This is a genomic window from Streptomyces triculaminicus (assembly GCF_017349075.1).
GTDB lineage: Bacteria > Actinomycetota > Actinomycetes > Streptomycetales > Streptomycetaceae > Streptomyces > Streptomyces triculaminicus.
Genome location: NZ_JAFMOF010000002.1, coordinates 1481351 through 1506972 on the forward strand (window position 1 = coordinate 1481351; position 25622 = coordinate 1506972).

General features: G+C 69.7%; 25 protein-coding genes and 1 pseudogene. 15 read left to right on the forward strand and 11 right to left on the reverse strand.

What is annotated here, in order from left to right:
- Positions 1-93 precede the first annotated feature (93 nt).
- The 3 genes from J1792_RS16855 (at position 94) to J1792_RS16865 (ending at position 4335) form a co-directional block, all read left to right on the forward strand.
- Positions 94-1539 (forward strand): hypothetical protein, encoded by a 1446-nt coding sequence (locus J1792_RS16855; protein ID WP_207247603.1) that lies wholly within the window; start codon positions 94-96, stop codon positions 1537-1539.
- An 861-nt stretch (positions 1540-2400) separates the two neighbouring features.
- Positions 2401-3081, forward strand: coding sequence for a hypothetical protein (locus J1792_RS16860; protein WP_143587954.1), 681 nt, complete (start codon positions 2401-2403; stop codon positions 3079-3081).
- A 387-nt stretch (positions 3082-3468) separates the two neighbouring features.
- Positions 3469-4335, forward strand: a complete 867-nt coding sequence (locus J1792_RS16865) for a hypothetical protein (protein WP_086571776.1) — start codon at positions 3469-3471, stop codon at positions 4333-4335.
- An 11-nt stretch (positions 4336-4346) separates the two neighbouring features.
- Here the strand turns inward: J1792_RS16865 and J1792_RS16870 are convergent, their stop codons facing one another.
- Positions 4347-5180: a class I SAM-dependent methyltransferase gene (locus tag J1792_RS16870; protein ID WP_207247604.1), complete on the reverse strand. Its 834-nt coding sequence runs from the start codon at positions 5178-5180 to the stop codon at positions 4347-4349.
- A gap of 70 nt (positions 5181-5250) precedes the next feature.
- Between J1792_RS16870 and J1792_RS16875 the strand changes: the two genes are divergently transcribed.
- Positions 5251-5838, forward strand: coding sequence for a TetR/AcrR family transcriptional regulator (locus tag J1792_RS16875; RefSeq protein WP_086571780.1), 588 nt, complete (start codon positions 5251-5253; stop codon positions 5836-5838).
- Between the two features lie 37 nt (positions 5839-5875).
- Here J1792_RS16875 and J1792_RS16880 read toward each other — a convergent pair whose 3' ends face one another.
- Positions 5876-6412, reverse strand: a complete 537-nt coding sequence (locus tag J1792_RS16880) for a hypothetical protein (RefSeq protein ID WP_207247605.1) — start codon at positions 6410-6412, stop codon at positions 5876-5878.
- A gap of 442 nt (positions 6413-6854) precedes the next feature.
- Between J1792_RS16880 and J1792_RS16885 the strand changes: the two genes are divergently transcribed.
- Positions 6855-8084, forward strand: a complete 1230-nt coding sequence (locus J1792_RS16885) for an MFS transporter (protein WP_242646231.1) — start codon at positions 6855-6857, stop codon at positions 8082-8084.
- 63 nt (positions 8085-8147) lie between these two features.
- Here the strand turns inward: J1792_RS16885 and J1792_RS16890 are convergent, their stop codons facing one another.
- Complete coding sequence (locus J1792_RS16890; RefSeq protein ID WP_242705148.1) at positions 8148-10394, reverse strand: MMPL family transporter; 2247 nt, start codon at positions 10392-10394, stop codon at positions 8148-8150.
- A 333-nt stretch (positions 10395-10727) separates the two neighbouring features.
- Between J1792_RS16890 and J1792_RS16895 the strand changes: the two genes are divergently transcribed.
- The 4 genes from J1792_RS16895 to J1792_RS16910 all read left to right on the forward strand — a co-directional run bounded on the left by J1792_RS16895 (position 10728) and on the right by J1792_RS16910 (position 14112).
- Positions 10728-11915, forward strand: a complete 1188-nt coding sequence (locus tag J1792_RS16895; protein WP_242705149.1) for a sensor histidine kinase — start codon at positions 10728-10730, stop codon at positions 11913-11915.
- An 8-nt stretch (positions 11916-11923) separates the two neighbouring features.
- Complete coding sequence (locus tag J1792_RS16900; protein WP_242645943.1) at positions 11924-12622, forward strand: response regulator; 699 nt, start codon at positions 11924-11926, stop codon at positions 12620-12622.
- 143 nt (positions 12623-12765) lie between these two features.
- Positions 12766-13194, forward strand: a complete 429-nt coding sequence (locus J1792_RS16905) for a hypothetical protein (protein WP_207247607.1) — start codon at positions 12766-12768, stop codon at positions 13192-13194.
- A gap of 216 nt (positions 13195-13410) precedes the next feature.
- Positions 13411-14112, forward strand: coding sequence for a DUF4232 domain-containing protein (locus J1792_RS16910; protein ID WP_086571791.1), 702 nt, complete (start codon positions 13411-13413; stop codon positions 14110-14112).
- A 47-nt stretch (positions 14113-14159) separates the two neighbouring features.
- Here the strand turns inward: J1792_RS16910 and J1792_RS16915 are convergent, their stop codons facing one another.
- Positions 14160-14525: a MerR family transcriptional regulator gene (locus J1792_RS16915; protein ID WP_086571793.1), complete on the reverse strand. Its 366-nt coding sequence runs from the start codon at positions 14523-14525 to the stop codon at positions 14160-14162.
- Between the two features lie 82 nt (positions 14526-14607).
- Here J1792_RS16915 and J1792_RS16920 point away from each other — a divergent pair, with 82 nt between their 5' ends.
- A complete protein-coding gene (locus J1792_RS16920) occupies positions 14608-15750 on the forward strand; it encodes an alkene reductase (RefSeq protein ID WP_086571795.1) in 1143 nt (380 codons plus the stop codon).
- A 53-nt stretch (positions 15751-15803) separates the two neighbouring features.
- Here J1792_RS16920 and J1792_RS16925 read toward each other — a convergent pair whose 3' ends face one another.
- Positions 15804-17045 carry an MFS transporter gene (locus J1792_RS16925; protein WP_372446113.1) on the reverse strand — a complete coding sequence of 414 codons (1242 nt, stop codon included), beginning with the start codon at positions 17043-17045 and terminating at the stop codon, positions 15804-15806.
- A gap of 198 nt (positions 17046-17243) precedes the next feature.
- Here J1792_RS16925 and J1792_RS16930 point away from each other — a divergent pair, with 198 nt between their 5' ends.
- Complete coding sequence (locus J1792_RS16930) at positions 17244-17987, forward strand: carboxylesterase family protein (protein ID WP_207247608.1); 744 nt, start codon at positions 17244-17246, stop codon at positions 17985-17987.
- On the opposite strand, the gene J1792_RS16935 is transcribed toward J1792_RS16930, so the two are convergent.
- Positions 17917-18885: a GlxA family transcriptional regulator gene (locus tag J1792_RS16935; RefSeq protein ID WP_207247609.1), complete on the reverse strand. Its 969-nt coding sequence runs from the start codon at positions 18883-18885 to the stop codon at positions 17917-17919. The genes J1792_RS16930 and J1792_RS16935 overlap by 71 nt on opposite strands.
- A 105-nt stretch (positions 18886-18990) precedes the next feature.
- On the opposite strand from J1792_RS16935, the gene J1792_RS16940 reads away from it, so the two are divergent.
- Positions 18991-19680, forward strand: a complete 690-nt coding sequence (locus J1792_RS16940) for an HD domain-containing protein (RefSeq protein ID WP_086567813.1) — start codon at positions 18991-18993, stop codon at positions 19678-19680.
- Positions 19681-20077: 397 nt separating this feature from the next.
- The gene (locus J1792_RS16945; protein ID WP_143587592.1) at positions 20078-20311 is read left to right on the forward strand and encodes a hypothetical protein; all 234 of its coding nucleotides are present in this window, start codon (positions 20078-20080) and stop codon (positions 20309-20311) included.
- Between the two features lie 405 nt (positions 20312-20716).
- Here J1792_RS16945 and J1792_RS16950 read toward each other — a convergent pair whose 3' ends face one another.
- The 4 genes from J1792_RS16950 to J1792_RS35075 form a co-directional block, all read right to left on the reverse strand.
- Positions 20717-21211 carry a hypothetical protein gene (locus tag J1792_RS16950; RefSeq protein ID WP_179198810.1) on the reverse strand — a complete coding sequence of 165 codons (495 nt, stop codon included), beginning with the start codon at positions 21209-21211 and terminating at the stop codon, positions 20717-20719.
- 67 nt (positions 21212-21278) lie between these two features.
- Positions 21279-22595 carry an FG-GAP-like repeat-containing protein gene (locus J1792_RS16955; RefSeq protein WP_207247610.1) on the reverse strand — a complete coding sequence of 439 codons (1317 nt, stop codon included), beginning with the start codon at positions 22593-22595 and terminating at the stop codon, positions 21279-21281.
- Positions 22596-22832: 237 nt separating this feature from the next.
- Positions 22833-22964, reverse strand: coding sequence for a hypothetical protein (locus J1792_RS35390; protein ID WP_307843014.1), 132 nt, complete (start codon positions 22962-22964; stop codon positions 22833-22835).
- A 424-nt stretch (positions 22965-23388) separates the two neighbouring features.
- On the reverse strand, positions 23389-23514 hold the full coding sequence (locus tag J1792_RS35075) for a hypothetical protein (RefSeq protein WP_278186286.1): 126 nt from the start codon (positions 23512-23514) through the stop codon (positions 23389-23391).
- Positions 23515-23726: 212 nt separating this feature from the next.
- On the opposite strand from J1792_RS35075, the pseudogene J1792_RS16960 reads away from it, so the two are divergent.
- Positions 23727-24523: pseudogene (locus J1792_RS16960) on the forward strand (IS5 family transposase); the annotation flags it as partial.
- Positions 24524-24570: 47 nt separating this feature from the next.
- Positions 24571-25059: a DUF4265 domain-containing protein gene (locus tag J1792_RS16965; RefSeq protein ID WP_242645945.1), complete on the forward strand. Its 489-nt coding sequence runs from the start codon at positions 24571-24573 to the stop codon at positions 25057-25059.
- A 27-nt stretch (positions 25060-25086) separates the two neighbouring features.
- Here the strand turns inward: J1792_RS16965 and J1792_RS16970 are convergent, their stop codons facing one another.
- Positions 25087-25578 carry a hypothetical protein gene (locus tag J1792_RS16970; protein ID WP_207247612.1) on the reverse strand — a complete coding sequence of 164 codons (492 nt, stop codon included), beginning with the start codon at positions 25576-25578 and terminating at the stop codon, positions 25087-25089.
- Positions 25579-25622: the final 44 nt, after the last annotated feature.

Sequence of the window (25622 nt, forward strand, 5' to 3'; positions counted from 1 at the left end):
CGGCCGGAGAAGAAAGGTCCTCCTGTGGAGAGCGTGCTACGACTGGTGGCGAAACGACAAGCGGATCTCGATCGGCATCCTCTGTACGCATGGATGAACTCCGACGAAACGCCGATGCCGGATTCCCTGTTGATCCTGCCGGCCATGGCCACGTTCTCGATGGGATTCCGGGACGTGAACAAGTGGGTGTTCCGATATCCGGAGGCCGCCGACGACCTGGAACGCGGCATCAACGTCCACACCTTCGAGGACCAGACCCACTCCCGGCTGTTCCTCGAGGACTGGAAGCGGCTCGGCCTGGACGGGCGCCTGGGCTGGCAGGCCTCCGACACCCTGTGGTGGCTGTTCCTTTCCGAGGCCAACGAGGTGGCCCGCGGCCACGGCGTCTACTTCCTGTCGATGGCGACCGCCGACGCCAAGGACCCCCTGCTGCGCTTCGCCCAGTCGGAGATGATGGAGGCACTCGGGTCGGTCTTCTTCCGGCACGCCTCCAAGATCGCGATTCGGTTCACCGAGCAGACCGGAATCGAGCTTCCCTATGTGGGCCCCTTTCACCTGGCCCTCGAATCGGGCCATATGGACTGCGAAGAGCTCTTCACCAGGCAGCGGCTCGACGAGCGGAACCGGGCGCGCGCCTTCGAACTGGCCGACGCGATATACGACATCTTCTCCGCCCAGCTCGACATGTGGCTGCTCTACGCGAAGGAACACATCACGACGGGAAACCCACCGCGCCCTCCCGTTCGCCCGCCGGTCACCCGGGTCGCGAACAACATTCCGGTTCTGCGGCCCCGCACCGACGGACCCGTCCATTCCAGCCAGGCATCCCTCGAGAAACTCCTGGGGGAACGCCGGAAGCGCAGCGAGAAGCATCCCTTCTACTTATGGCTCAGGAACCGAAGCGACCGGATCTCCGCTCTCCAGGCCCTCCAGCGCTTCATCCCCATGTGGGCGATGGACGTCATGGGTTACCGCGACCTCAACCGCTACGCCCTGCGCTACGCCGAACCGGCCGGCGACCTCCACCGCACGGTCAACGCCTGGGTCGACGACCTCACCACCCACAACAGCCTCTACCTCGAGGACTGGAAGCAGCTCGGACTCGACGAGATCCTCGGGTGGAACAGCAGCCGGACCCTGGAGTTCTGCTACCTGGACCCGCAGACCGACGTGCACCGGCGCAACATCGTCCGGTTCACCGAGCTCGCCGTCGGCCACGACGATCCGCTGCTGCGGTTGTGGCTCATGCACGCCCTGGAGACCAGCGGGGAGCCGTTCTTCCGGCAGACCAAGGCGCTGGCCGACGAGGTGGAGGCCAGTACGGACGTACGCCTGGACTACCTCGGCGACCGCCACGAGATCGCCCACCGGCCGTCGGCTTCGCCCGTAGGACTCGCGGCCGGCTTCAAGGACCGGCCCATGGACCCGGCCGGGCGCGAGGTGGCCGCCGAGATGATCGAGACCGTCTTCGACGCCGCGGACGAGCAGCTCGACATCTCCCTCGACGTCGCCTTGTCGAATAAGTTCGACATCCCGTGACCGGCCTGGCCGGCCTGACCGAATCAGCAGACCTGGCCGCCCCGGCCGACGTGACCGGAAGGATCGAGGCACCGTGAAAGACCTCCTGGCGTACGTCGAGCAGCGCGTCGCGGCCCTCGACGGCCACCCGCTGTTCTCCTGGCTGGCCTCGGACGAGACGCCGCTGAAGGAACGCCTGATGATCCTGCCCAGCGTGGCCACCGTGGCGCTGGGCTTCCGGGACGTGAACAAGTGGGTCCTGCGCTACCCGCACGCCGCCGACGACCTGGAGCGTGGCATCAACGTCCACACCTTCGAGGACCAGACCCACTCCCGGCTGTTCCTCGAGGACTGGAGGCGGCTCGGGCTCGACCGCCGCCTGGGATGGGACGCGTCCGACACCCTGTGGTGGCTGTTCCAGGCCGAGACCAGCGAGGTGATCCGCGGCCACTGCATGTACTTCCTGTCGATCGCGGCCGCCGACCGCGGCGACCCGCTGCTGCGCTTCGCACACGCCCAGGTCGGCGAGCTGTGCGCACGGGACCTGTTCTTCACCCACATCTCCGCCGTCGCCTCGAGGCTGGCGGACCGGACGGGCCTGACCATGCGCTATTTCGGCGCGCACCACATCGAGGCGGAGGGGGAGGGGGCGGAAGAGGTCTTCGAGTCGCTGGTGCTGGACGACGGGCGCCGACGCCGGGCCCGTGAGCTGGCCGACGTCATGGTCGGCGTCTTCGGCGAGATCCTCGACGCGATCCACGCCTACGCGCTGCAGCACGTCGCGACGGGCCTACCCCCGCACCCTCCCGCCGCCCCCGGCCGGCCGAACCGACCGGCGGCGTCACGCCCACCACCGGGCCGGTCCACCCCACCCAGAAACCCTTGCACCACCTGTTGCACGAACGCAGGGCCCGGCACGCCGCGCACCCGTTCCACACATGGCTCGGCCACCGAGGCGGCAGGATCTCCGCACTGCAGGCCCTCCAGCGGTTCCTGCCCATGTGGGCGATCGACGTCATGGGCTACCGCGATCTCAACCGCTACGCCATCGGCTACGCCGAGCCCACCACCCCACCGGAGCGCGCCGTCAACGCCTGGGCCGACGAACTCACCGCCCGCAACGCGCTCTTCCTCAACGACTGGAAACAGCTCAGCCTCGACGAGCTGCTCGGCTGGAACGCCGGCGACACCCTCGAGTTCTACTACCTCAGCCGGACCATGGACATCCACCGCCACCACCGGGTCACGACCACGCAGCTCGCCACCACCCATGCCGACCCGATGCTGCGCCTCTGGCTGACCGGCGCCATGGCGGCGGCCGCCGACGTACTCCTGGACAGCACCCGGCCCCTGGCGGTGGAGGCCGAGGCCGCCACCGGCCTGCGCCTCGACTACCTCGCCGGGCGCCGACAGGTCGCCGCGCCCCATTTCACCCATGACCCGGTCACGCCCGATCAGCGCGACATGGCCGCCGAGATCATCGAAACCGTCTTCGACTTCATGGACCGCCAGCTCGACCTGTCGCTCGACGTCGCGCTGTCGAACGACTTCCGTATTCCGTAGGGACCGTAGGCACCAGGGGCGTGAATTGCGGGATTCCCGAGCGCGTGGTGTCGGCCGAGGAATTCGGGCCGACGTTAGGGTTGCGCGCGACGAGGAGGTTCCATGGGCAGGAAGACACGACGCGTGACGCTCGCCCTCGGCTCGCTCACCCTTGTGTGCCTGGCCCTCACCTCCGCATGTTCCGGCGACGACGAAGGACCAGAACCGGCGCCCACGTCTTCGTCGCCTTCTCCGTCGCCCTCGGAAACCGGGCCCACGCCCGTGCCCCCGCCCCCGCCTCCTCCCACGGCCACCGGCCCCATCGATGGCACGAGCGTGTTGCCTCCGCCGCCGACGGGCACGCCGCCCTCTCCAGGGCCGACGTCTCTCAACACCTGAGCGGTCCCCATGGAGGACCGGCAGCCCACACCCGGTGAGAAATCGTCGAACCGGTTCACCGAGGCAAGCCCGACGACGGTTGCGAAAACGCTGATCGCACAGGCTTCTTTCGTCGCGGCGCTCCTGTTCTACCTGGGAGCGCTCTACGCCAGTCAGTACTACGGCTATTTCCACCTGTCCCTGTTCGCCCTCGGGCTGGGATTCACCGATCTCGTGATGCGCAGCACGGTGGTCCTGAGGACTCCGGTCATGGTGGTCTTCATCATCGCGCTGATCGTCGCCGGCCTTCCGCGCATGTCGACGGGGTCACGGTTGCCCCACCGCGTCGCCCGGTCCTTGTCCGCCGCGGGCGACACGCTGGCGCGCTTCCATCTGGTGATCGTGGCGGCCGGGCTGATCCTGCTGCTCAATTTTCGACGGGTCGGGCCCTATATCTGGGTCATTCCTCTCGTGATCGCGATCGGCCTCCTGATGGGCCAGACCCGCGACGCGCAGGGCAACCGCCCGCAAGGCCTGCGCCGCAGGACGCTGCCCGCTCTGGCCGCGGGGCTCTGCCTGTTCTGGTCCCTCAGCCTCGTCACCGTGCAACTCGGTGTGCGCGACGCCGAGCGGGACGCCCGCCGGATCACGGAAAGGACGGGCGTGCTCATCCTCAGCGGCAAGCGCCTGAGCCTGCCTTCGCCGACGAGGGAAGAGGACCTCGGAGCCGGGCTGCGCCATCGCTACCGCTACAGCAACCTCCGGCTCGTAGTGGAAGGCCGGGACGGCTATTACGTCGTACCCGTCCACTGGGACCACACCACCGACCCGGTCTACGTGATTCCGCACAGCGAGGACGCCTGGGTCGGACTGGCGCCGGGCGTTCGGCCGGCGTAGCGGAACGACGTTTATCGCAGCGCCGCGGTGACCGCGATCGTCGTGTAGTGCATCGTGAAGTCGCCGCCCATCGCGTCGATCGCGGCCCCGACGCCCGCCTGTACCTCCGCCATCCGGTCCGGCGAGAGCCGGGTGAGGGGACCGAAGGTGGGCAGCTGGTCCAGCCACGCCTCCTTGGTGTAGGTCCAGTCCCACTCGAACCGCCACTGCTCGGGGCCGGTGAACGCGCCCACCGTACGGATCCCGTCGGCGGCCTTGGTGGACAGCGCCTGGAACCCGTCCATGGGCCGCTTCATCGCCTGAAGAGCGAACGGCGAGCCGGGCGCCACCCGCTGATACGCCGTGGAGAAGGCCTCCGCCACGTCGTCCGAAAGGTGGAACGCGTTCCAGAAGGCGGCCAGCAGGCCACCGGGTCGCAGGACCCGCGCGGCCTTGGCCGCGCCCGCGAGCGGGTCTATCCAGTGCCAGGCCTGGGCTGCGACGATCGCGTCGAATCGCCGGCCGGCCGGATCCCAGGCTTCGAACGTGGCGACGTCGACCTCGAGCCCGTGCCGCCGCGCAATGTCGGCCATCCGTGCGTCGGGCTCGATTCCCAGCACCCGGCAGCCGGCCGCCTGGAACTGCCGGGCGGCTATGCCCGTACCGCAGCCGACGTCGAGGACGTCGAGGATGCCGGGGCCGGTTTCGCGGCAGGCGGCGATGATGCGGTCGACCATGGCTTCGGGGTAGCGGGGGCGGGCCCGGTCGTAGCGTTCGGCGTCCGAGCCGAAGGACTCTGCCGTCCGGCGGTCTCGATGGAGCTCGTTCTCGGAAGGGCCCGATGGCCCAGACGGTACAGTGGGCATGTGCCCACTATGGTGGGCGCATGCCCACTCGTCAACGGACGGGACCGACAAGGAAGATGGGACGCACGACGTGCCTACAGGGGTGGCCCTGCGCGATGCGCGCGAGCAACTGTTCGATGCCGCCGAGCGCGTCCTGCTCCGGGAGGGGCCGAGCGCGCTGACCAGCCGGGCGGTCACCACGGAGGCGGGCTGCGCCAAGGGGGTCCTGCACCGGCACTTCGCCGACTTCGACGCCTTCCTCGCGGACCTCGTACGGGACCGCATCGCCCGGCTCGACGACCAGGCCGCCGCCTTGCGCGACTCCGCCGGCACCGGCACCGTCGCCGACAACCTCACCGACGTGCTGACGGCCCTGTTCGGCTCCGTGGCCGTGGCGATCGTCGGTCTCGTCACCTCCCGGGACGAGCTGCGCGCCCGGCTTCGCCGCACCACGCCGACCGGCATCCCCCTGCTGACGGAAGCCGCCGCCGCGATCGCCTCCTACCTCACCGCCGAGCGGGAACGAGGCCGCGTCGCGGCGGACGCCGACGTGGACACGCTCGCACCCATGCTGATCGGGGCGGTGCACATGCTGTTCGCCGACCGGAAGGGCACTCCGCCGGAGAGCGGAGCCGTCCGTAAGGTCGTGGACGCGGTCATCACCGGCATCGGGCGATGACCGCTCACGGCTGTGAGACCCGGAATCTGTTCTTGTGTCAGTTCCAGGGGTTGGCCGGCTGGTCGTTGATGGCCGTCCAGAAGCGGGTGCCCGCGGGTACGTCGCCGTAGGCCCAGTAGCTCCATCCGCCCGAGCTCTCCAGGTTCGGGCCGTATCTGCCGTCATGGAACTCGGCCATGCGCCACCCCGCGCCGAAGGTGTTCGCGCACACCCCGTCCGCGACCGCGCGGTCGGCCAGACGCGTGCCCCGGATCGGACGGGTGGCGGCGACGGCCCCGCGCGCCCAGCCTGCGTAGAAGTCGGGAGTGATGCCGGCGGGGGCCGGGCGGCCGTCGATCTTCAGGCACAGCACGGGAAGCGCCGTGGTGGTGGCGGTGTCCCCCTGGTAGGGGTTGCTCAGGGCGCCACCGCCCACCTGGACCGTGCCGGCGGGTCCGTCCGCGAGCAGAGTCCAGGTCATGGCCTTGCCGCCGGAGGCGGTGGCGGCCGGAGCGGCCGTCGCCGGGGCCACGATGCCTGCCGCGGCGGCGAGCGCCGCCGCACCGAGAGCGAGAACCGTCTTCAGCGTGCGCATGGCTTCTCCTCACCGGCGTGACACGAGATGCATGGCATTGTGCATGGCGTTTCGGTGGGGAATTCTCTCGGGCCTTCGCGCAACTCCCAAGGAGAGAACCGGACACCAGGGTGGCGAACGACCCGATGGGGAACCTTTCTCCTGATGCGCGCATCCTGTACGGCAGAACGCACGGCCCGGGCGCGTGGCGCAGTCGGCCCGGAGCCTCCGCCCCCTCGAGCCCGCTGCGAACATCACGTGAAAATGATCACTGGACGTCACCAACCGCGAGCGACAGGTAGTACACCGGTTCTATTGCCGTAATGGCATCCGCCTTGTCTACCGGAGATGTCCTGTGACCACACTCCCTGTCGATTCCGGCCAGCAACCTGGTCAAGAACCCGGCCGGCAACCCGGCCAGCGGCCCGGCCGCCGACAGCCGCGTCCCGCGCGGCGCTTACGCCTGCTCGCCGATCTGACACCCCTGCGCGACTCGGCGGACTTCCGCCGCTTGTGGTGCGGGCACACGGTGTCGTGGGTGGGCCAGCAGATGACCGCGCTCGCGGTCTCCCTGCAGGTCTACGCGATCACGGGCTCGACGTTCTCGGTGGGCCTGGTCGGCCTGTTCTCGCTGTTCCCGCTGATAGCCGCCGGCCTGTTCGGAGGCGCGGTCGCCGACACGGTCGACCGCCGGACCCTGGGCCTGGCGACCGCGGCGGGCCTGACGGCCCTGTCCGTCGTGCTGGCCACGGTGGCGCTGCTGGACCTGCGGCAGGTGTGGCTGCTCTACACCGTCGTCGCCCTGCAGTCGGTGTGCTTCGCCATGAACAACCCCGCCCGCACCTCGATGATCCCCAGGCTGCTGCCCAAGGAACAACTGCCCGCCGCCAACGCCCTGGCGTCCCTGACGACCAACATCGGCCTCATGGGCGGGCCCGCGATCGGCGGTGCGGTCGTCGGGCTGTGGGGCTACCAGGCCGCGTATCTGATCGACGTGGTCGCGTTCTCGGGCTCCCTGTACGCCATGTGGCGGCTCCCGTCGATGCGCCCCGAGCCGGCCGACGGGCAGGCGGTGCGGCGCCGCGCCTCCGTCCGGGACGGCCTGCGCTTCCTCGTCTCCAGACCCAACCTGCGCGTCACGTTCGTCGCCGACCTCGCGGCCATGATCCTCGCCCACCCCAGGGCGCTCTTCCCGGCCGTCGCGGGACTCTGGTACGGAGGGGACACCAAGACGGTCGGCCTGCTGGTCGCGGCCCCGGCCGTCGGTGCGGTGCTGGGCGGGCTGTTCTCCGGCTGGCTCGGCCGTATCCACCGGCACGGCCTGGCCATCCTGCTCTCCGTCGCCGCCTGGGGAACGGCCGTCGCCGTCTTCGGGCTGACCCGCGATCTGTGGCTGGGGCTGCTCTTCCTGGCGCTCGCCGGGTGCGCCGACAGCATCTCCGCGATCTTCCGCATGACCATGATGCAGGCGGCCACCCCGGACGACATGCGCGGCCGACTCCAGGGCGTCTTCATCGTGGTGGTCGCGGGCGGGCCGCGGCTCGGCGACTTCGTCGCGGGAACCGCGGCCGACCTGGCCTCACCCTCCTTCGCGGTCGCGGGCGGTGGAGCCGCCTGCGTCGCGGCCGTCGTACTGATCGCCGCCCTATGTCGCCACTTCATCCGCTACGACGCGCGTTCACCGCAGCCATAGGATCCCCGGACCGGGGGCGTGCCTCGCCCCCTTCGTGCGCCGACGCTTCGTACGCCGGGCCGGTCAGTGCACGGGGACGCGGTCGACGTGCGGCTCGGCGGCCGGCGGTCCGGCGTGGTGGCGGCCCTGGGCACGGCCCGGTCGGACCGGCCACCAGATGCCCCGGCCGAGGATCGCGGCCAGCGCGGGCACCAGCACGATGGAGAGGACGAAGGCGGAGAGCATGATGCCGAGCGCCGTCGCGAAGCCGATCTGCTGGGTGGAGGGGGCCGCGTCGACGGCGAGGCTGCCGAAGGACGCGGCGAGGACGACGCCCGCCGTGGCGATGGCGGGTGCCGTGTGGCGCACGGCGCGGGCGACGGCCGCGCGGGCCGGGCCGGGGCGTTCCATCTCCTCGCGGATGCGGTCGCTGATCAGGATGTTGTAGTCGGTGCCCAGCGCGACGACGAAGAGGAAGAGCACCAGCGGCAGGACGAAGTTGACGCCCGGCTTGTCGAGGAGGTGCTGGAAGACGAGGGCGGAGGCGCCGAGGGTGGCGGCGAACCCGAGGCCGACGGCGATCATGAGAACGGCCGGGGCGAGCAGGCTGCGCAGCAGGACGAGCAGGATGAGGGCGATGAGCACGGCGGCGACCGGAAAGACGATCCTCAGGTCGTGGTCGACGGCCGTGGAGATGTCCGCGAAGATCGCGGCTGTGCCTCCGACATGGGCTTGCAGGCCGGCGGGGGTGTGGCGGGCGACGGTGTCGCGGACGGGCCCGGAGACGAGGTCGCGGGCCGCCTGGCTCTGGGTGTCGGCGGTGAGGTAGAGGTCGATACGGGCGGCGGTACGGTCGTCGTTGAGGGCGGTCCCGCCGACCTGCCCGACGCCCTTGAGCCCGGCGAGGGCCTGGGGCAGGGCGCCGAGGGCCTCGGCGGTCAGGGCGCGGCCGTCCTTCGCGGTGACGTAGACGGTGGCCGGGTCGGACACTCCGGCGGGCAGGGCGCGGGTTATCTCGGCGGACGTGGCGGCCGCCGGGGTGCGGTGGGCGCCGGAGGTCTGGCCGAAGTCCATCCGGATGCCGACCAGTCCGGCCGCCAGGGCGCCGAGCAGGGCGACGGACGCCAGCACGAGGGTGACCGGGCGTCGGGCCACCAGGTCGCCGACGCGCCCGGCCGTGCCGGGGCGGGGTTCGCGCTTGAGGGCGCGGGACGGCCAGAACATCTTGCGCCCGGTGACCGCGAGCAGCGCGGGCATGAAGGTGAGGCTGGCCAGCAGCATGACGAGCACCGAGACGGCGATGGCGGGGCCGAGCACGCGGAACTGCCCGAACGTCGCGATGCCGAGGGTGGCGAAGGCGGCCACGATGGTGAGGGCGGCGGAGGTGATCGCCGTTCCGACCCGGGCGCTGACCTCGGCCGCCACGGCGCGCGCGGGCAGGTCGGGGTGGGCTCGCAGCTGTTCGCGGAAGCGGAAGAGGAGGAAGAGGAAGTAGTCGACGCCGATGCCGATCAGCACGACGCTGATCATGCTGGGGGTGGAGGAGTCGAGCGTGATGCCGGTGAGCATCGCGACGCCGGTCACCGCTCCCGTCGCGGCGCCGCCGATGACGGCGACCGAGAGCAGGGGGACGAAGGCTGCCAGCACGCTGCGAAACACCAGGATGTTGATCAGCACGATCAGGCCCATCATGACGATGCCGACGACCGTCTGGGTGGTCTTCTCCGCCTCGTCGGTGTCGACGAGGTCGGCCAGGCCGCCGGTGAAACCGGTGCGCATCCCGGCCTCGGCGAAGTCGGCCTTCGCCCGGTCGCGGAAGGCGCGGTAGAGGTCGTGCATGCCGGGGTCCGTGGAGTTGCCGGTCAGCTGTACGGAGAGCAGTTCGAAGCTCCGGTCGGGCGCGACCATCGCGGGAGCGACCTTGGGCGTCTGGGAGTGGTCCTCGGCCAGGAAGGAGGGCGGCCCGTCCTCCTTGGGCGCGGGCATCGCGACGCGCCGGTGGCCCAGTCGCTCGGCGAGCGCGCCGACGCGGCGGTGGTCGGCTTCTGCGAGGGGCTTGCCGTCGGCGCGGGCGACGAGCACGGTCACCGCGTTGGCGTCGGGCTTCACCCCGAACCGCTCCTCGGCGACCTTGAGCGCGGCGGCCGAGTCGTACGTCGCGGGCAGGAAGTCGCCGCTCTGGGCCTGGGTGACGCGGTAGAGCAGCCCCTGTCCGAGCACGGTCAGGAACAGGCCCAGCACCGTCCAGAGGACGATGACCTTCCATGGGTTGCGGGTGGAGAGCCCGGTCAGGGCGCGGATCACGTTGTCCTCCGGCGGTGGGTGGTGCACCGGGTTCTCCCGGCAGGTGTCCAGCTCATCAGCGCGGATCGCGCGAATCGTCCGAGCGCGGGACGAGAAAGGGCCTGGGAGCGGGGGCCGGGCGGAGCCGCCGACCAGGATCGTGGTCCCAGAGCGGTATCGACTCAGGGGCCGGGGGAGGGGCCGGGAGCCGATGCCAGAATGGATCGTCAAATGACGGTCGTGCCGCACCGGACGTGGTCGGCGGGGCGGCCGAGGGGGAGGACCGTAATGTCGACGACACGCCTTGAAGCCAGGGCTCCGGGAGGTTCCCCGGGCTCAGGGACTTCCGGGGCTTCGGAAGCCTCCGCAGGATTCCGGGCCGTGCCGAGCGGCGACGCGCTGCCGTGGACGCGTGGCGACGCATCGCCCTGGACGCGCAACGACGCGCTGGTCGCGGTCGGGGCGGCGGTCGTGGACCTGATCGGCTTCACGCTCACCAGCCAGGTCGACCTGGGGTACGTCCCGGCGGTCGGCTGCGTGCTCCTGATGGTGTCCGCGCTGCCGCTGGTGGCCCGGCGCCGCGCCCCGGTGCCGACGCTCGCGGCCATCCTGCTGCTCGGCCTGGTGCTGAACCTGAGCGTCCCGGTCGCGCAGCATTTCAACGCCACGGTCGTGGTCGCGCTCTACACGGTCGTACGGACCCGGGGCGCGGCCGTGGCGGTGCCGGCGTCGCTCGTCGCCGTGACGCTGCCGCTGGTGGGGCAGACGTCGTGGCCGCGGCCGAGGCTCGTGGACGTGGCGGGCAACGTGTCCGCCGGAGCGCTCGTGGTCATCGCCGCGATCGTGATGAACCACTGGCAGCGGGACATCGAGGCCAACCGCCGGATGCTGGCCGACCGGGCGGTGGCCGACGAACGACGGCGCATTGCACGGGAGTTGCACGACATCGTGGCGCACCACATCACCACCATGCAGCTGATGGCCGGGGGCGCCCGGGCCAACCTCGGCGGTGACCCGGAGGTGGTCAGGGAGGCGCTGATCACCCTCGAGGGATCCGGGCGGATGGCGCTGCGCGAGATGCGTCAGCTGCTGGACGTCCTGCGGGCCGGCGACGAGGCCGAGGAGGCGCCGACCGCCCCGCAGCCGGGCGTCGGCGACCTCGAGCGGCTCGTCGCCGAGTCCTGCCGGGCCGGGTTGCCCACCGCGCTCGAGGTGCGGGGCGAAGAACGTCCGCTGCCGCCGAGCGTGGGCCTGACGGTGTTCCGCGTCGTGCAGGAGGCGCTGACGAACGCGCGCAAGTACGCGGGCGAGGCCAGGGCGTCCGTACGGCTGACGTACGAGCCGGACGGCGTGGCGGTGGAGGTGTCGGACGACGGCGCCGGCGTGAGCACGGCCTTCGGGTCGGGCTCCGGTTACGGCCTGGTCGGGATGCGGGAGCGGACCGTGCTGCACGGCGGGACGCTGGAGGCCGGTCCGCTGGACCAGGGCGGGTTCCGGGTGTCGGCCCGGCTGCCGCTGACGGCCGACGAACGGCTGCCGCAGGAGACCGGCGTGGGGGCGCTGCGATGAAGGAGACCATGGACGAGGCGATGGGAGAGGCGATGCGCGGGGGTGCGATCAGAGTGCTGATCGCGGACGACCAGCCGCTCGTGCGGCGCGGGCTGGCGCTGATCCTCGCGCCCGACCCGGCCTTCGAGGTGGTGGGCGAGGCCGGTGACGGCGCGGAGGCGGTGGTCCTCGCGCACCGGCTGCGGCCCGACGTCGTCGTGATGGACATCCGGATGCCGGTGCTGGACGGCGTCGCCGCGACCGGGCAGCTCGCACGGGAGCTGCCCGGCTGCCGGGTGCTGGCGCTGAGCACCTTCGACATGGACGAGTACGTGGTGGCCGCGTTGCGGGCGGGCGCCTACGGGTTCCTGCCCAAGGACATCTCGCCCGAGGAACTGGTCGCCGCCGTCCGCGTGGTGCACACGGGGGAGGCCGCGGTCGCTCCCCGGCTGCTGACCAGGCTGATCTCCACGTACGTCAGGACCCCGGACCGGCCGCGGCCGCCCGTCGCGCTCTCGGGCGACCTCACGCCGCGCGAGCAGGAGGTGTGGCGGCTGATGGCTACGGGGCTCGACAACGCGGAGGTCGCGGGGGAGATGGACATCAGCGTGTCGACCGTGAAGAACCACATCACCAGCGTCTTCGCGAAGCTCGGCGTCCGCGACCGGGCCCAGGCGGTGATCGCCGCGTACGAGACGGGGCTGGTGGAGGTGGGCGCACAGTCGTAGGGATCCCGGGCGGACGCCACGACCCTCGGTCGGGTGGTTTCGATCCGGACCCTTGGCTACCACGTCGGGACGGCCGGAAGGATGGGTCCGCTGTTGCCGTCGGCAGGGAGATTCGGGTCCGGCGGGACCAAGGGGAGGGAATCGTGGTGGGAACGAAGTGGTCTGTTCCATGGGGCGTGGGTGCGGCCCTGGTGATCGTCGTGGCATCCGCGGCGGCGCCGGTGGCTGCTCACAGCCCGGTATCGCACCGACTGGCCGAGCGCATCGTGCTCATGAACCCGGACAACGGCCGGTCCGTGCCCGCGAGTCTGGGTGACGACATCGAAGTCCGCCTCACCGGCTACCGTGAGAACGGGCTCAACTACACCTGGAGCACCCCGCAGTCCAGCGACTCCACGGTGCTGCGGCGTACCGCCGGCGGTATGACACCGGGCGGCGGCGCATCGGCGGTCTTCCACGCGGACCATGCCGGCAAAGCCACCATCAGCGCGCAACGACGCTGCCGCCCCGATTCGGGGCACATCTGCCCCCTGGTCGTCTCGCCGTGGAAGGCCACGGTGACCGTGAAGTGACGGGATGGGGCGGGGACCGGCCCGCGTCGGTCACCGTCCCACCGGACAGCCCGGTGGTGGTGCGCGTCGCGCCCGGCTGTGTGTAACAGGAATGTATTAGAGGGTGGTTGGGTGGAACGCTTCGCCGGGCCGGGTGCATCCTGATGATCAGAAACGCTCGCTTGTGCGAATTCGTGCGAGCGGTCGGCACCCCCAACCGATATTGAGGCAGACACGATGCGCGTTCACAAGCTCACTTTCGCCACCCTGGCCGTTGCCGCTGGTCTCTTACTCACGGCCTGCCAGGGCGACGACGACGGCACGGGGAAGAGCGCCCCGTCGTCCGCGTCGTCCGCATCCTCCGCGTCTTCCACGGGCGGCGGTTCGGGCTCGGGCGGTTCGGGCTCGGGCGGTTCGGACCAGGGCGGCGGGAAGGACTCCGCCGGGAAGAGCCCCGCCGGGAAGAGCTCCGGCGGGCAGGGCACGGCCGCTGGGACCGGCTCCAAGGAGAGCGGCAAGGCCGGCAAGTGCCGCACCGACGAGCTGGAGATCACGGCGAAGGACCGCACCATCGACGGTGACTCCGATGCCACCGTCGTGGTGGAGCTGAAGAACCGCGGCGGCCACAGCTGCGCGATCTCCGGGTACGCGGGCGTCGATCTGAAGACCAACGCGGGGTCGCTGTCCGCGAAGCGCACTGGTGAGCAGGCCCCCTCGACCATCCTCAAGGACGGGCAGTCGACGTTCTTCGGCATCAGCTATCCGTTCAACACGTCGGGTGGCTCCGGCGTCCGCATCACGGGACTGCTGGTGACCCCGCCGAGCGAGACGAAGTCGGTCTCCCTCCCCTGGCCGGGCGCCGCCACGTTGCCCGTCACGGACGGCTCCGGCTCCCCGGTGAAGGTCGGCCCGATCGGAAGCGCCGGTCAGGGCGGCTGATCCGCACGCCCTTCGGGGATGGCGTCATGTGATCTGTCGGGCACGCCTCAGGAGACGCCGACCGACGCCGTGGTGATGACCTCGTCCAGGACGTCGCGGGACCGGATCAGGTCGGTGATCAGTCGGTTGATACGGTCCCGCTCCGAGGCGAGCTCCACGACCAGTTGCTCGGTGGCGGCCTCGGACGGGCCGCCGTCCGTGTCCCGCATGCACGGCAGCAGCTGGGCGATCTTCTTGCTGTTGAGCCCCGCCGCGTAGAGCGCCTGGACGCGGATGACCCGGTCGACCGCCCACTCGCCGTACTGCCGCTGACCGCCCGGAGTGCGCTCGGCGTTCAGCAGTCCCTGCGTCTCGTAGTAGCGCAACGAACGCTCGCTCACACCGCTGCGTCGCGCCAGTTCGCCGATCCGCATTCCCCACCTCGCCTGCCGCTGCCGCTGCCTTGCCGCTACGGGACTTGAACCTGACACTGATGTCAACTCCTACGGTACCGGCATGACGAACACGCCAGCACCGTCCCGCCTCTTCGACCCCGCCCGTCTCGGCCCTCTGGACCTGCCCAACCGCCTGGTGATGGCACCGTTGACCCGCAACCGCGCCGGTGCCGACGGCGTCCCGCAGCCCATCATGGCCACGTACTACGCACAACGCGCCTCCGCAGGCCTGATCATCGCCGAGGCCGCCACACCGAACGCCGTGGGGCAGACGTACCCCAACATCCCCGCGATCCACAACGAGGCCCACGTGGCCGGATGGCGGCAGGTCACCGACGCGGTGGCGGCCAAGGGCGGCCGGATGTTCCTGCAGCTGCAGCACGGCGGCCGGGTCGGGCATCCCGACAACAGCGGACTGATGCCGGTCGCGCCGTCGCCGGTGCCGCTCCCGGAGACGATCCACACGCCCGCCGGGCGCCAGGAGGCCGTCGTACCAAGGGAGATGACCCAGGACGACATCCGGTCCACCGTGGCCGATTTCGCCGCGGCCGCCCGCAACGCCGTCGACGCCGGCTTCGCCGGGGTGGAGGTGCACGCCGCCAACGGCCACCTCCTGCACCAGTTCATGGCGCGCAACACCAACCACCGCACCGACGCCTACGGCGGCTCGGTCGCCGGCCGCATCCGGTTCGCCGTCGAGGTGGTCCAGGCGGTCGCCGAAGCCATCGGCCCCGAGCGGGTGGGCCTGCGCATCTCCCCGGGAAACACCGTCAACGGCATCGAGGAAGGCGACACCGAGAGCATCTACCCGACGCTCGTCGAGGCACTGGCGGACACCGGCCTGGCCTACCTGCACATCGTGTGGGCCGACCCCGACCAGCCCCTGTTCCAGGACCTCCGGAAGGCCTGGCCGGGCACGCTGATCGCCAACCCGGCGCTGGGCTGGGGAGGGCCGATCCCCGCCGACGGCGGCCAACTGGCGGGCGAGCGGCTGCTGGACGCGGGAGCCGACCTGATCGCACTGGGCCGCGCCTTCCTGGCCAACCCCGACCTGGTCGAACGACTGCGGGTCGGCGCACCGCTCAACCAGGTACGCGACCAGCACATGATGTACGTGGGAGGAGAGACCGGGTACACCGACTACCCCACGCTGGCCGCCGACGTCCCGCACGCCGCCCAGGCACTCGAACTCGTCGGATCGTGACCGGGACGAGCCGGGGCGGCCGCCCCCATCAGCCGCCCCACCGGCCGCCGTCCCTACTCCCCGCCGCCCCGCACCGCCACCGGCCGCAGCCACAGCAGTACCGTCGTGGTGGCCGCCAGCAGCGCCACGCACCCGCTGAAGATCAGCCCCGCCTGTCGCAGCCCCAGGGTGACGGCCATGATTCCCACCCCGACCACGGGGATCGAGATCGCCACGTACAGCACCACGAACAACGCGGAGGTGACCTCCGCCCGCCGCTCGGCCGGGCTGCGCTCACCCACCATGGTGACGCCGGCCCGGAACGAAAGCCCCTGCCCCGCGCCCGCGGTGAGCGCCCCCGCCACCAGCAAGAACAAAGAGGCCGTGATCAGCGCGGAGGAGATCATCGCCATCCCCGCCACGAGCACCACGCACCCCCACGGCAGCGCCCGGTGCACACCGACCCGCCCCATCAGCAGCTGACCGGCCGTCGACGCCCCGAAGACCGCGAAGACCACGGTGCCGGACACCGCCGGATCGCTCACCCCCACCACCTCGCTCAGGAAGCTCGGCGCCACCGACGTGAACAGACCCAGCGTGGCGAACCCGGCGAAGCCGGCCATGGCCGCCGGGACGAAGGCGGGGCGCACCGACGGCGGCACGCGCAGCCGCCGGGGGCCGCGCGACGTACCGTGCCGGTCCCGCACCGTCTCCGGGATCAGCAGCACGCCGACGAAGGCGACTGCCACGAGCACGAGGTCCACGACGAACACCTGCCGGAGCGGATCCGGAACGTACTGCGCCATCAGGCCGGCGAGCAGCGGTCCGCTGCCCAGCCCGCCCATGTTGGCCGCGGTGGCGATCAGCGTGGCGTGCGCGGCCCACCGCCGTGGGGCGAGCTCCACCACGGCGGCCGTCGCGGTCCCCGTGAACAGCCCCGCGGACAGTCCCGAGAGCACCCGGCCCGCGAAGAGCTCCGGCAGCCCGCTCTGGAAGAGGAAGCACACCGCGCTCATCGCCGACAGCACCAGACCGGCCAGCAGCACCGGCCGGCGGCCCACGGAGTCCGACAGCTGCCCCAGCAGGAGCAGCGCCACGATGACACCGACCGCGTACACCGCGAAGATCAGCGTCACCATGAACGAGGAGAAGCCCAGTTCCTGCTGGTACAAGCCGTAGAGCGGCGTGGGCAGCGTGGTGCCGCACATGGCGACGGCGAACGCGTAGGCGGCCACGGCGAACGGCCACCAGCGGTCGGTGTCATACGGGCCGGGCTCGGCGTCGCCCCCTCGACGCGCGGACGCATGGTTGCTCACCGTGACTGCCTATCAGGATCACCCTGGTCACGGCCCGCGCCCCGCGCGCGCCCGTGGTCACGACTCATCGGCTGGGCGAAGCCGCGACGGCGAGGACTCGCCCCTGCCGCTGCCACCACCGCCACCGCCACCGCCGCGGCCGTCGTCCCGGCCGTCGTCCCGGCCCGGGCGGGCGCCGGTGCGCCGGAGGACCCGGCGGTGGTCACCACGGACGCCGGACCCGTACGCGGCACCGTCACCGAGCGCGGCCGCGCCTTCCTCGGCGTGCCGTTCGCCGCGCCGCCGGTGGGGGAGCGGCGGTGGCGGCCGCCCCAGCCCCCCGCCCCGTGGTCCGACGTCCGGGCCGCCGCCCACTACCCGGCGTCGAACTACGGCGGTGACCACCGCCTGGCGTTCGCGGCCGCGTTCGGCGACTACCTCGTCGCCTGCCCCACCCGGGAGTCGGCGCGGCAGCTCGCCACCGCCACACCGGGCCGCGTCTTCGCCTACGAGTTCGCCGACCGCGCCGCCCCCGTCCTCTACAACGTCCACCCCGACTTCCCGCTGGGTGCCTACCACGGCGCTGAACTCCCGTACCTGTTCGACTACCTGCAGGCGGGCGACCTCCGGCTGGACCCGGCCCAGGCCCGGCTGTCGCAGGCCATGACCACCTTCTGGACCCGCTTGGTCACCATGACGGACCCCGTCCCCGGCACCTGGCCCGCGACCGCCCCGGACCCCTACCGCCCGCTCTCCTGGCCCGGACGCCATCACGCCCCGGACCGACTTCGACACCGCCCACCAGTGCGACTTCTGGGCCACGATCCCGCGCCCGACCGGCCAGGAACTGCTGACAGCGGAGGTACGCCGGCCACGGTCGCGGTGACGGGGTCTATTTGTCGAGATGTTGTCGCCGGAAGGCCGCGCGGTAGGCGTGGGGGGAGGCTCCGGTGCGGCGGGTGAAGTGATGGCGCAGGGTGACGGGGGAGCCGAAGCCGGTGCGGTCGGCGATGTGCGTGACGGGCAGGTCGGTGGTCTCCAGCAGTTCCTGGGCCCGGTGGATACGGGCGCCCAGGAGCCATTGCAGCGGGGTGGTGCCGGTCTGGGCGCGGAACTGCCGGTTGAGCGTCCGGATACTGATCCTGGCGTGACCGGCGATGTCGGCGAGGGTGAGGGGCCGGTGGAGGTGGCTCTCCATCCACTCCAGGACGGGCTGGAGGGTACTGAGGCCGGTCGGGGCCTCGGGGCGTTCGATGTACTGGGCCTGACCACCGTCGCGCTGGAGAGGCATCACGGTGCGGCGGGCGGTGGCGGCCGCGAGATCCGCACCGAGGTCGCGGCGGACCAGATGGAGGCACAGGTCGAGTCCGGCGGCCACCCCGGCCGACGTGATCAGACTGCCGTGGTCGACGAACAGGACGGCGGGGTCGACGTCGACGCGCTGGTGACGCCGGGCGAGTTCACCGGCGTACTGCCAGTGGGTGGTGGCGCGGCGACCGTCCAGCAAGCCGGTGGCGGCCAGGGTGAAGGCGCCCACGCACACCGATGCCAGACGCGCCCCGCGCGCCGCCGCCCGCCGCAGCGCCTCGACGACCGCGGGGGGCGGTGCGCCCAGGAAACCGGCGTGGGCGGGGATGACGACGGTGTCGGCGTCCGCGAGGCCGTCGAGGTCGTGAGGGGTGTGGATCCGGAAGGCGCCGTGCTCGGGTGAGGTGGTGGCGCTGCGGTCGGGAGCGCAGATCCGCAGGTCGTAGTGCGGCATGTCGGCGGCTTGGTTGGCGGTGCCGAAGACCTGGCCCGGGATGGACAGTTCGAAGGGGAGGACGCCGTCGAGCGCGAGCACGGCCACCACACGAGTCATGGCCAGAATTTAGCGCAGGACGGCATTGTGGCCGCTGGCCGAGGGATGCGGACGGCAGCAGGATCAAGGGCGTACCCACTGAACGACGTATGAGGAGTCCCCGCGGTGGATGTCGCCCTGCCCGCTGTCTACGACCCATTCGATCTGCCCCGGACGGACCTGGCCGCCCGCGCGCTGCGCTACGCCGAGGAAACCGAGCCGGCGGTCATCTTCCGCCACAGCGTGCGCAGCTACCTCTTCGCCCGGGCGCTCGCCGGCCACCGCGGCATGGAGGCCGGGACGGACTTCGACGACGAGCTGGTGTTCGTCAGCTGTGTGCTGCACGACCTGGGTCTGTCCGAGCAGGGCAACGGGGACCAGCGTTTCGAGGTGGACGGCGCGGATCTGGCGGCCCGCTTCCTCCGCGAACACGGCACCGGCGAGGACGCCGTGACCGTGGTGTGGGACGCGATCGCCCTGCACACTTCGGAGGGCATCGCCTCCCGCAAGGGCCCGGAAGTCGCGCTGGCTCACGCCGGCATCTCCGTGGACGTTCTCGGGTACGGCAAGGAACTCCTGCCCGACGGCTTCGCCGACCGTGTGCACGCCGCCCTCCCCCGCGAGGACCTCGCCTACACGATGACCGACATGATCGTCCACCAGGCGCTGGCCAATCCCGCCAAGGCCGGACCCCTGGGCTTCCCCGGCCAGCTCCTGCGCCGCCACCTGCCGCCCGGCACGATGCCCGACTGGTACGACCTGATCGCCCGGTCCGGCTGGGGCGACCAGCCCACCCCCACCGACCCGGCCGCCTGAACCCGACGAGAAGTCTCGGAATTCCCGGATCACATCCAGGGAACTGTTCCCACAAGAGCGGTCGTAGCCACCGCGGGGAGCAGCCGATGCGTGTCGCTCATTACTGGCCACCGCTGTCGTCCTCACGGGATCCCGCATCGGCAACAGCGACCATTACTGACGAAGTGCGGCCGGCACCTGGCAATCGGCCTCCGGAAGCGCCGTGGTGGCGGCCTTCACCGGGCTGTGGCGCTCCACCGCCGTGCTGATGCCGCATTCCTGGCGTGTGCGATTCGTCGCCCATTACCGGGAGTTCGCCGAAGGCACCTGCAGGGAAATCCGTCTATGGAACGGCGGGCGGCGACCGGGGCTGAGCGAGTAACTGGCGCTTCGCCGCAGGACCATCACGGTGCTTCCCATGCTCGACATTCTCGAGCGACCCGCACGACTGTGCCCCTCGGCTGCCGCGTACTCCGCACTCGAACCGCTGCGCGTGGCGGCCGCGGACATTTGCGACGGCGGCGTGTACGAACTGCGCTACCAGATGTCGATCACCGCGCCACCCGAGATCGTAGTTCTCTCCGACCGGACCATGCACGGTATGCGTCGGCTCATCCGAGAACTCAGCGCTGGCAAGACTTACAGCAGCTGAACCGCGCTCAAGGACGACAACCAACCATGGTTCGACGCCTTCAACGCCATGCGAGCCAAGATGCGCCTCGACCTCGACCCTTCAGCACGCTCCATCTCGGACGGTCAAACGCCGCAGCAGTGGTAGTCCAGCGCTCCGACTGCAGGGTGCGGCAAGCAGCCCAAACAACAACCCACCGCTAGAGACCCTTCGTTGGGTGGGGCTGGACCCAGATGATGTCCGGCTGGATGATCCGGGGCTGATCGAATGGCCTGAAGGAGGTCCTGGGGTGTGGCTCTGAGGCGGCACGGCCAGCGTTGAAGCGATCGGCCGGCATCGGATGACGGGGTGCCGGTAAGGGGATTGAGTCCCCGCCCCCAAGGGCGGGGACTCAATCCATGCCAAGTTGTCTACTTGAGCTCAGGTCTACTCTGGCCGTGGGATCGTGACGGGCCAGAACTGGAGAAGCCAGTGTTCTTCGGGGTCTTCGAGAGGCGCGTCCAGTTCATCCTCGTCAAAGTCTTCGATGAACTCTGGCACCTCTTCCTCTTCGTCAGGCAGCTCTTCACGTCTGTGCAAGATGCGCAGGCCGTAATTCCCTTCAGGAAGGACCAGTTCGCCGTACCTATCGCCGAACATGCTCAGCACGGCTACAGGGGCGTCGATTGACACGCCCTGAAAGACTCGCTGGTAGTCCCAGTCGTCAGGCGGCGTGCTTTCCGGAACCCTGGAGTGGTGTTCGATGCGCAGCATGGGGTAGCCGGATGCGTCACGACTGCTTAGTCGCAGGCTGTTTCCAGGTACCTCTATCGTGCTGTCGTTCTCCGGCCGTTGGCTGAACGCTATTGGGCCGATGTCGATAGTGCTGTAGTGAAGTTGTGGCCGTGTGTCAGTGGACGACACCAGGTGCTCGGTGGTCATGCTTCTCCCTGAGACTTGCCAGCTGTGGTGCTACGGCGATTGCATCATGCCGCAGGCGTGCGGCCCACTACCCGAGGGCCTTGATGTTCTGCCAACCGGCAGCCCCTACCTCTTTGCGGTAGGTGATCCAGGGGCGGCTGGAATCCGATGGGCGTGATTCGTCGACGACTGCGAGATCGTCCTTGATGTGAACGAGCTTGCCATTCCATGTCGTTGCCCACATGTCCATGCGGCCGTTGTCATCGGCGTCGTGACCGGACGTGATCAGCGGCATGCCTGCGCCATCGTAGAGCCTGGTCGTTGCCCTATCGCCGCTTTGCTCGCGAATCATAGCGGTACGCTGGGAGAGGTCACGGTTGAGCGGGCCTGGGTAGAAATATGACATTCCGTCATTTCTGTTTCTCGCCCCTAGATCCGAGTGGCCGTCACCGTTGACGTCGTCAAGCGATATCAGGTCAAACTTGTCCCAGCCGGCACCGCCGATTTGTATGGGATCCTTGAGGCCTGGCTCGTTGTTCGGGTCTCCTGGGTACAGCCAGAGTTTGTTGTCGTAGGGCGTAATGACGTCGGGGTAGTCGTCTCCGTCAGCATCCTCGACCGTAATGATTTTACTGATGGACGTGTCCCATTCTGTTCCGCTATTGAATACGCGTGGCGTTCCTACGGTGCCGTCGCCTTGACCCGGATATAGGCGTAGTTCATTACCGACTCGGGCGACCACATCTTGCTTTCCGTCGCTGTTGAAGTCGCCGCCATGAGAGATCGCCGCACCGGCCCATCCTGCACTACTGATCTCCTTCGCTCCCCCCAGGGTTCCATCGCCGTTTCCAGGGTAGAAACGCAGCTTCCCGGAGCCGTCGCTGTGAACAGCAACAAGGTCCGACTTGCCGTCGGAGTTCATGTCCCCCATTGTTCCCGGCCCCTTGTGCGGGGGAGGCGGTGCCGGAAGTACCATTTCGCTGCCGTCGGCTTTTACGACTTTGACGAAAAAATCATCGTGATCAATTATGCGCTGCTCGCGGTACCAATCATCGAGCTCTCGACCGCCCTGCTGATTGTCAGCGCTAGGTATGAGCCTGGCGGAAAAATGAGACGTGGCTCTCGTGTCATTGTCGCCCGTAAAAGCTCCCTGCCAGGTGGACGCGAAAGGGTATTCGTCACAGTCCCACGGACCGTTCGGGAGTTTCCCGTACCGCTTTCCGTAGTACTTCCTGCAAGCCGCCGTGCTCTTGCTTCGATTGTGACCGTTACTGTCGCCATATAGGCGCTGCAGCGGCTCGTTGGACTCGATCGAACCAGGTATGGACTTGTTTCTGGCGGTCGGCAGGGTCAGATCTGGGTAGTGCTGTGCCTCCCAGATATGCTTCGTCGCTTCCTTGACCAAGGCGAGCCTGCTCCGCTATAATTCGACGCTTTCGCAAGGAAGTTGACGATAAGTCAGATCATCTCTCTGTGCATCAAAGCTGGGTGTGGCAGCTAGAGCTGCGCGCCGCTCACTAGTGACACACAGGGTGGTGATCCACGGGCGAGCGACCTATCGGCGCACCCGGATGCGTCCGGACTGGTCCAGGCGCAGGCTGGATACATGTCGGGACCTGCACGGATAGTGGTTCACCCGCCGTCACCATCTGGCGGCCGACGGGTGACGATCAGGACGGAGTGCCTCGGCGTGGCGTACGGCCTGGCCGATCTGCTGGAGTTCCTCGCGCGTGCCGGCCTGGATCCGGATGACGTCCGGATCGATGATCCGCACTTGATCGAGTGGCGTGGCGGAGGGCCCAAGCGTTGGTGAAGGACGGACGGCCCACCGACGAGGCAATGCCATGCGCCGAGGGTGGCTGCGGCGGTACGTTTGGCATCAGCCCTTGGAGGCTGCCGGGATCAGGTCGGAGCCAGGTGACTGGATCCCTCCACCTCAAGGTGGTTGTGGCCCTCGTGAGCCCCTCCAAGGGCTGGACGCGGCCCGGATTCGCGTCCGGACCGCATCCGGATGGGTTCAGGGGAAGTTGATCCTGACCAGCTCATCCGGGCGGGCCTCGACAGGCATCTGCCAGGGGTCTTCGTCCAGGTCGATGCCGTATGGGCCCCAAGAGAACTACAGAGGATGGTGCCGTACCAGCCGCTCATTCTGTCGACGCGGTTGGTGATGCGGACGCGGTCGCCGATCTCGAAGTCATTCACAGCGGGCTCGCTGGCGCGCCCTCGGGCCAGGACACCGGCGATTCGGCGGCCGCGGGGGCGTCGTAGTAGTCCTCCGGGGGCTCCGGGTCGATCGGGGTGCCGTGCTCGGGCGTTCTTGCCATCGTCCCCGGACCCGTAACCGGCGGCGAGCACGCCGACGGCTATGACGGCGGCCAGAGTCCCCCACGTGTTCTTCATTGCCGACATTCCCTGGTGGCTGTCAGCGATCATCAAGGGATCCTACGGCCCTGATGCCCTGCGCTCTTAGAACTCCTAACGGAATGATCTTCGAGGTGGTTGGATCGCTCCGGGAGTGACGATCCGGGGGTGTGGGGTGGCTCGGTCGAAGCCGTGGCATGTTGAGGACGAGCTGTGGGCGGTGATCGAACCGCTGTTGCCGAAGGTTGAGCGCCGCTCTCGCTATCCCGGGCGCAAGCGGCATCCGGACCGGCTGGTGTTCCAGGGCATTCTGTTCGTGCTGCATACCGGGATCGCATGGGAACACCTGCCGCAGGAGCTCGGTTTCGGCTCGGGCATGACGTGCTGGCGCCGCCTGGCTGAGTGGACCGAGGCCGGCGTCTGGCACCGGCTCCACGAGGTTCTCCTGGCCGAACTCCGCAGGGCGAACCTGCTGGACTTCTCCCGGGCGGCGGTCGACGGCTCCCACATCCGGGCGTTAAAAGGGGCCCCAAGACGGGACGAAGCCCTGTTGACCGGGGTAGGACGGGCAGCAAGCATCATCTGATCACCGACGCCACCGGCATCCCGCTCGCCGTCATGCTGACCGGCGGGAACCGCAACGACGTCACCCAGCTCATCCCGCTCTTGGAAGCGGTGCCGCCCGTGCGGGGCAAGCGCGGCCGTCCGCGGCGGCGCCCCGATGTCGTTCTCGCTGACCGCGGGTACGACCACGACAAGTACCGACGCCTGGTCTGGGGGCTCGGAGTGAAGCCGCTGGTCGCCCGGCGGGGCACCGAGCACGGCTCCGGACTGGGCACTCAACGCTGGGTCGTCGAGCGCGCGTTCGCCCACCTGCACTGGTTCCGCCGCCTGCGGATCCGCTGGGAGATCCGCGACGACATCCACGAAGCTTTCCTGACCCTCGGATGTGCACTGATCTGCTGGCGACGTCTGAACACGCCCCGCTGCATCGAGGCCGCGACAGCTGTTGCAGGATCTTGGAGTCGGGACCCAGCTCCGGGAGGCACCCCATCACCATCATCACGCACGAGGACCCGATCGGCCGGGGCCCCACCAACTACGTGATCCACGCCGATCTGTCGGACCGGCAGGACGGCTGGCGCGAGCAGCTGTGGACCCGCCAGCTCACCGAGGACACATTCGAGGTGGCCTGTCTGCCGTTCTTCACCTATGGAATCTGCTACCGCGATGTGGTGACCATCGACAGCAACCACCTGGTGAACAGGGTTGTGCGCAAGTCCGGCCACCGGACCCTTCGCGTCGCACTCGTCGCGGAACACGCAGACCGAGACCAGGTGCACGAGCTTCTGCACGGCAAGGCTGTCGACGCCGGCCTGCCACATGAGTGGCTTCAGGGCACCTACCTGGCCGTGGACCTCCCGCCTGGCTCGGATGAGGCGCCCTTCGTCGAGGCATTGGAACCCCTTGCCCAGGCCGGCGCCCTCCACTGGGAGATCGACTCCTGACCCGAAAGATCATTCCGTTAGGAGTTCTTAGGGGAGGACGGGCTCGACTTCCAGCCAGTGCTGCCGTCGCTCACCCCGGTACGCCAGCGCGAGCCAGCCCAGCCCCTCGAGGGCCCGAGCGCACCGCTGCAGCTCGGCCTGCTGCTGGAGCGCGGCCCCGCTCCCCGGCGGGCCGAGCCATTCGACACGTGCCACGCTCCGCGGCTCACCACCGCGCGGCAGCGCCCCGGTCGGCTCGCTCGGGCGGACGACGTACCCGGTGCCCAGGCGCCGCCCGTCCTCGCCCACGGCGGAGGGCGGGATCCCGGCTGCTTCCAGGAGCAAGGCGACCGCGCGTACGGGCTGCCGGCGTTCCCACTCGGCCGGGACCGCTTCGGGCTCTGCGGCACCGGCGTTCATCACGCGGCGGATCTGCAACAGACCGTCGACGGCCTGCCGCACCGCGTCCGCGCGTTCACGGGGGTCGGCGCTGACAGGGCCCGTATCACCGGTCGCCACATCGAAACCCGTCGTACCCATCGCCTCATTCTCCCCAGCAGCGGCTCCCGGAACAAGCGCGGGTC

Excerpts from the sequence above, each read along its gene's own strand:
- J1792_RS16855 (WP_207247603.1), top strand. The coding sequence starts at position 94 with ATGAACTCCGACGAAACGCCGATGCCGGATTCCCTGTTGATCCTGCCG.
- J1792_RS16865 (WP_086571776.1), top strand. The coding sequence starts at position 3,469 with ATGGAGGACCGGCAGCCCACACCCGGTGAGAAATCGTCGAACCGGTTC.
- J1792_RS16870 (WP_207247604.1), bottom strand. The coding sequence starts at position 5,180 with ATGCCCACTGTACCGTCTGGGCCATCGGGCCCTTCCGAGAACGAGCTC.
- J1792_RS16880 (WP_207247605.1), bottom strand. The coding sequence starts at position 6,412 with ATGCGCACGCTGAAGACGGTTCTCGCTCTCGGTGCGGCGGCGCTCGCC.
- J1792_RS16900 (WP_242645943.1), top strand. The coding sequence starts at position 11,924 with ATGGACGAGGCGATGGGAGAGGCGATGCGCGGGGGTGCGATCAGAGTG.
- J1792_RS16910 (WP_086571791.1), top strand. The coding sequence starts at position 13,411 with ATGCGCGTTCACAAGCTCACTTTCGCCACCCTGGCCGTTGCCGCTGGT.
- J1792_RS16915 (WP_086571793.1), bottom strand. The coding sequence starts at position 14,525 with ATGCGGATCGGCGAACTGGCGCGACGCAGCGGTGTGAGCGAGCGTTCG.
- J1792_RS16920 (WP_086571795.1), top strand. The coding sequence starts at position 14,608 with ATGACGAACACGCCAGCACCGTCCCGCCTCTTCGACCCCGCCCGTCTC.
- J1792_RS16935 (WP_207247609.1), bottom strand. The coding sequence starts at position 18,885 with ATGACTCGTGTGGTGGCCGTGCTCGCGCTCGACGGCGTCCTCCCCTTC.
- J1792_RS16945 (WP_143587592.1), top strand. The coding sequence starts at position 20,078 with ATGCTCGACATTCTCGAGCGACCCGCACGACTGTGCCCCTCGGCTGCC.
- J1792_RS16950 (WP_179198810.1), bottom strand. The coding sequence starts at position 21,211 with ATGACCACCGAGCACCTGGTGTCGTCCACTGACACACGGCCACAACTT.
- J1792_RS35075 (WP_278186286.1), bottom strand. The coding sequence starts at position 23,514 with ATGGCAAGAACGCCCGAGCACGGCACCCCGATCGACCCGGAGCCCCCG.
- J1792_RS16970 (WP_207247612.1), bottom strand. The coding sequence starts at position 25,578 with ATGGGTACGACGGGTTTCGATGTGGCGACCGGTGATACGGGCCCTGTC.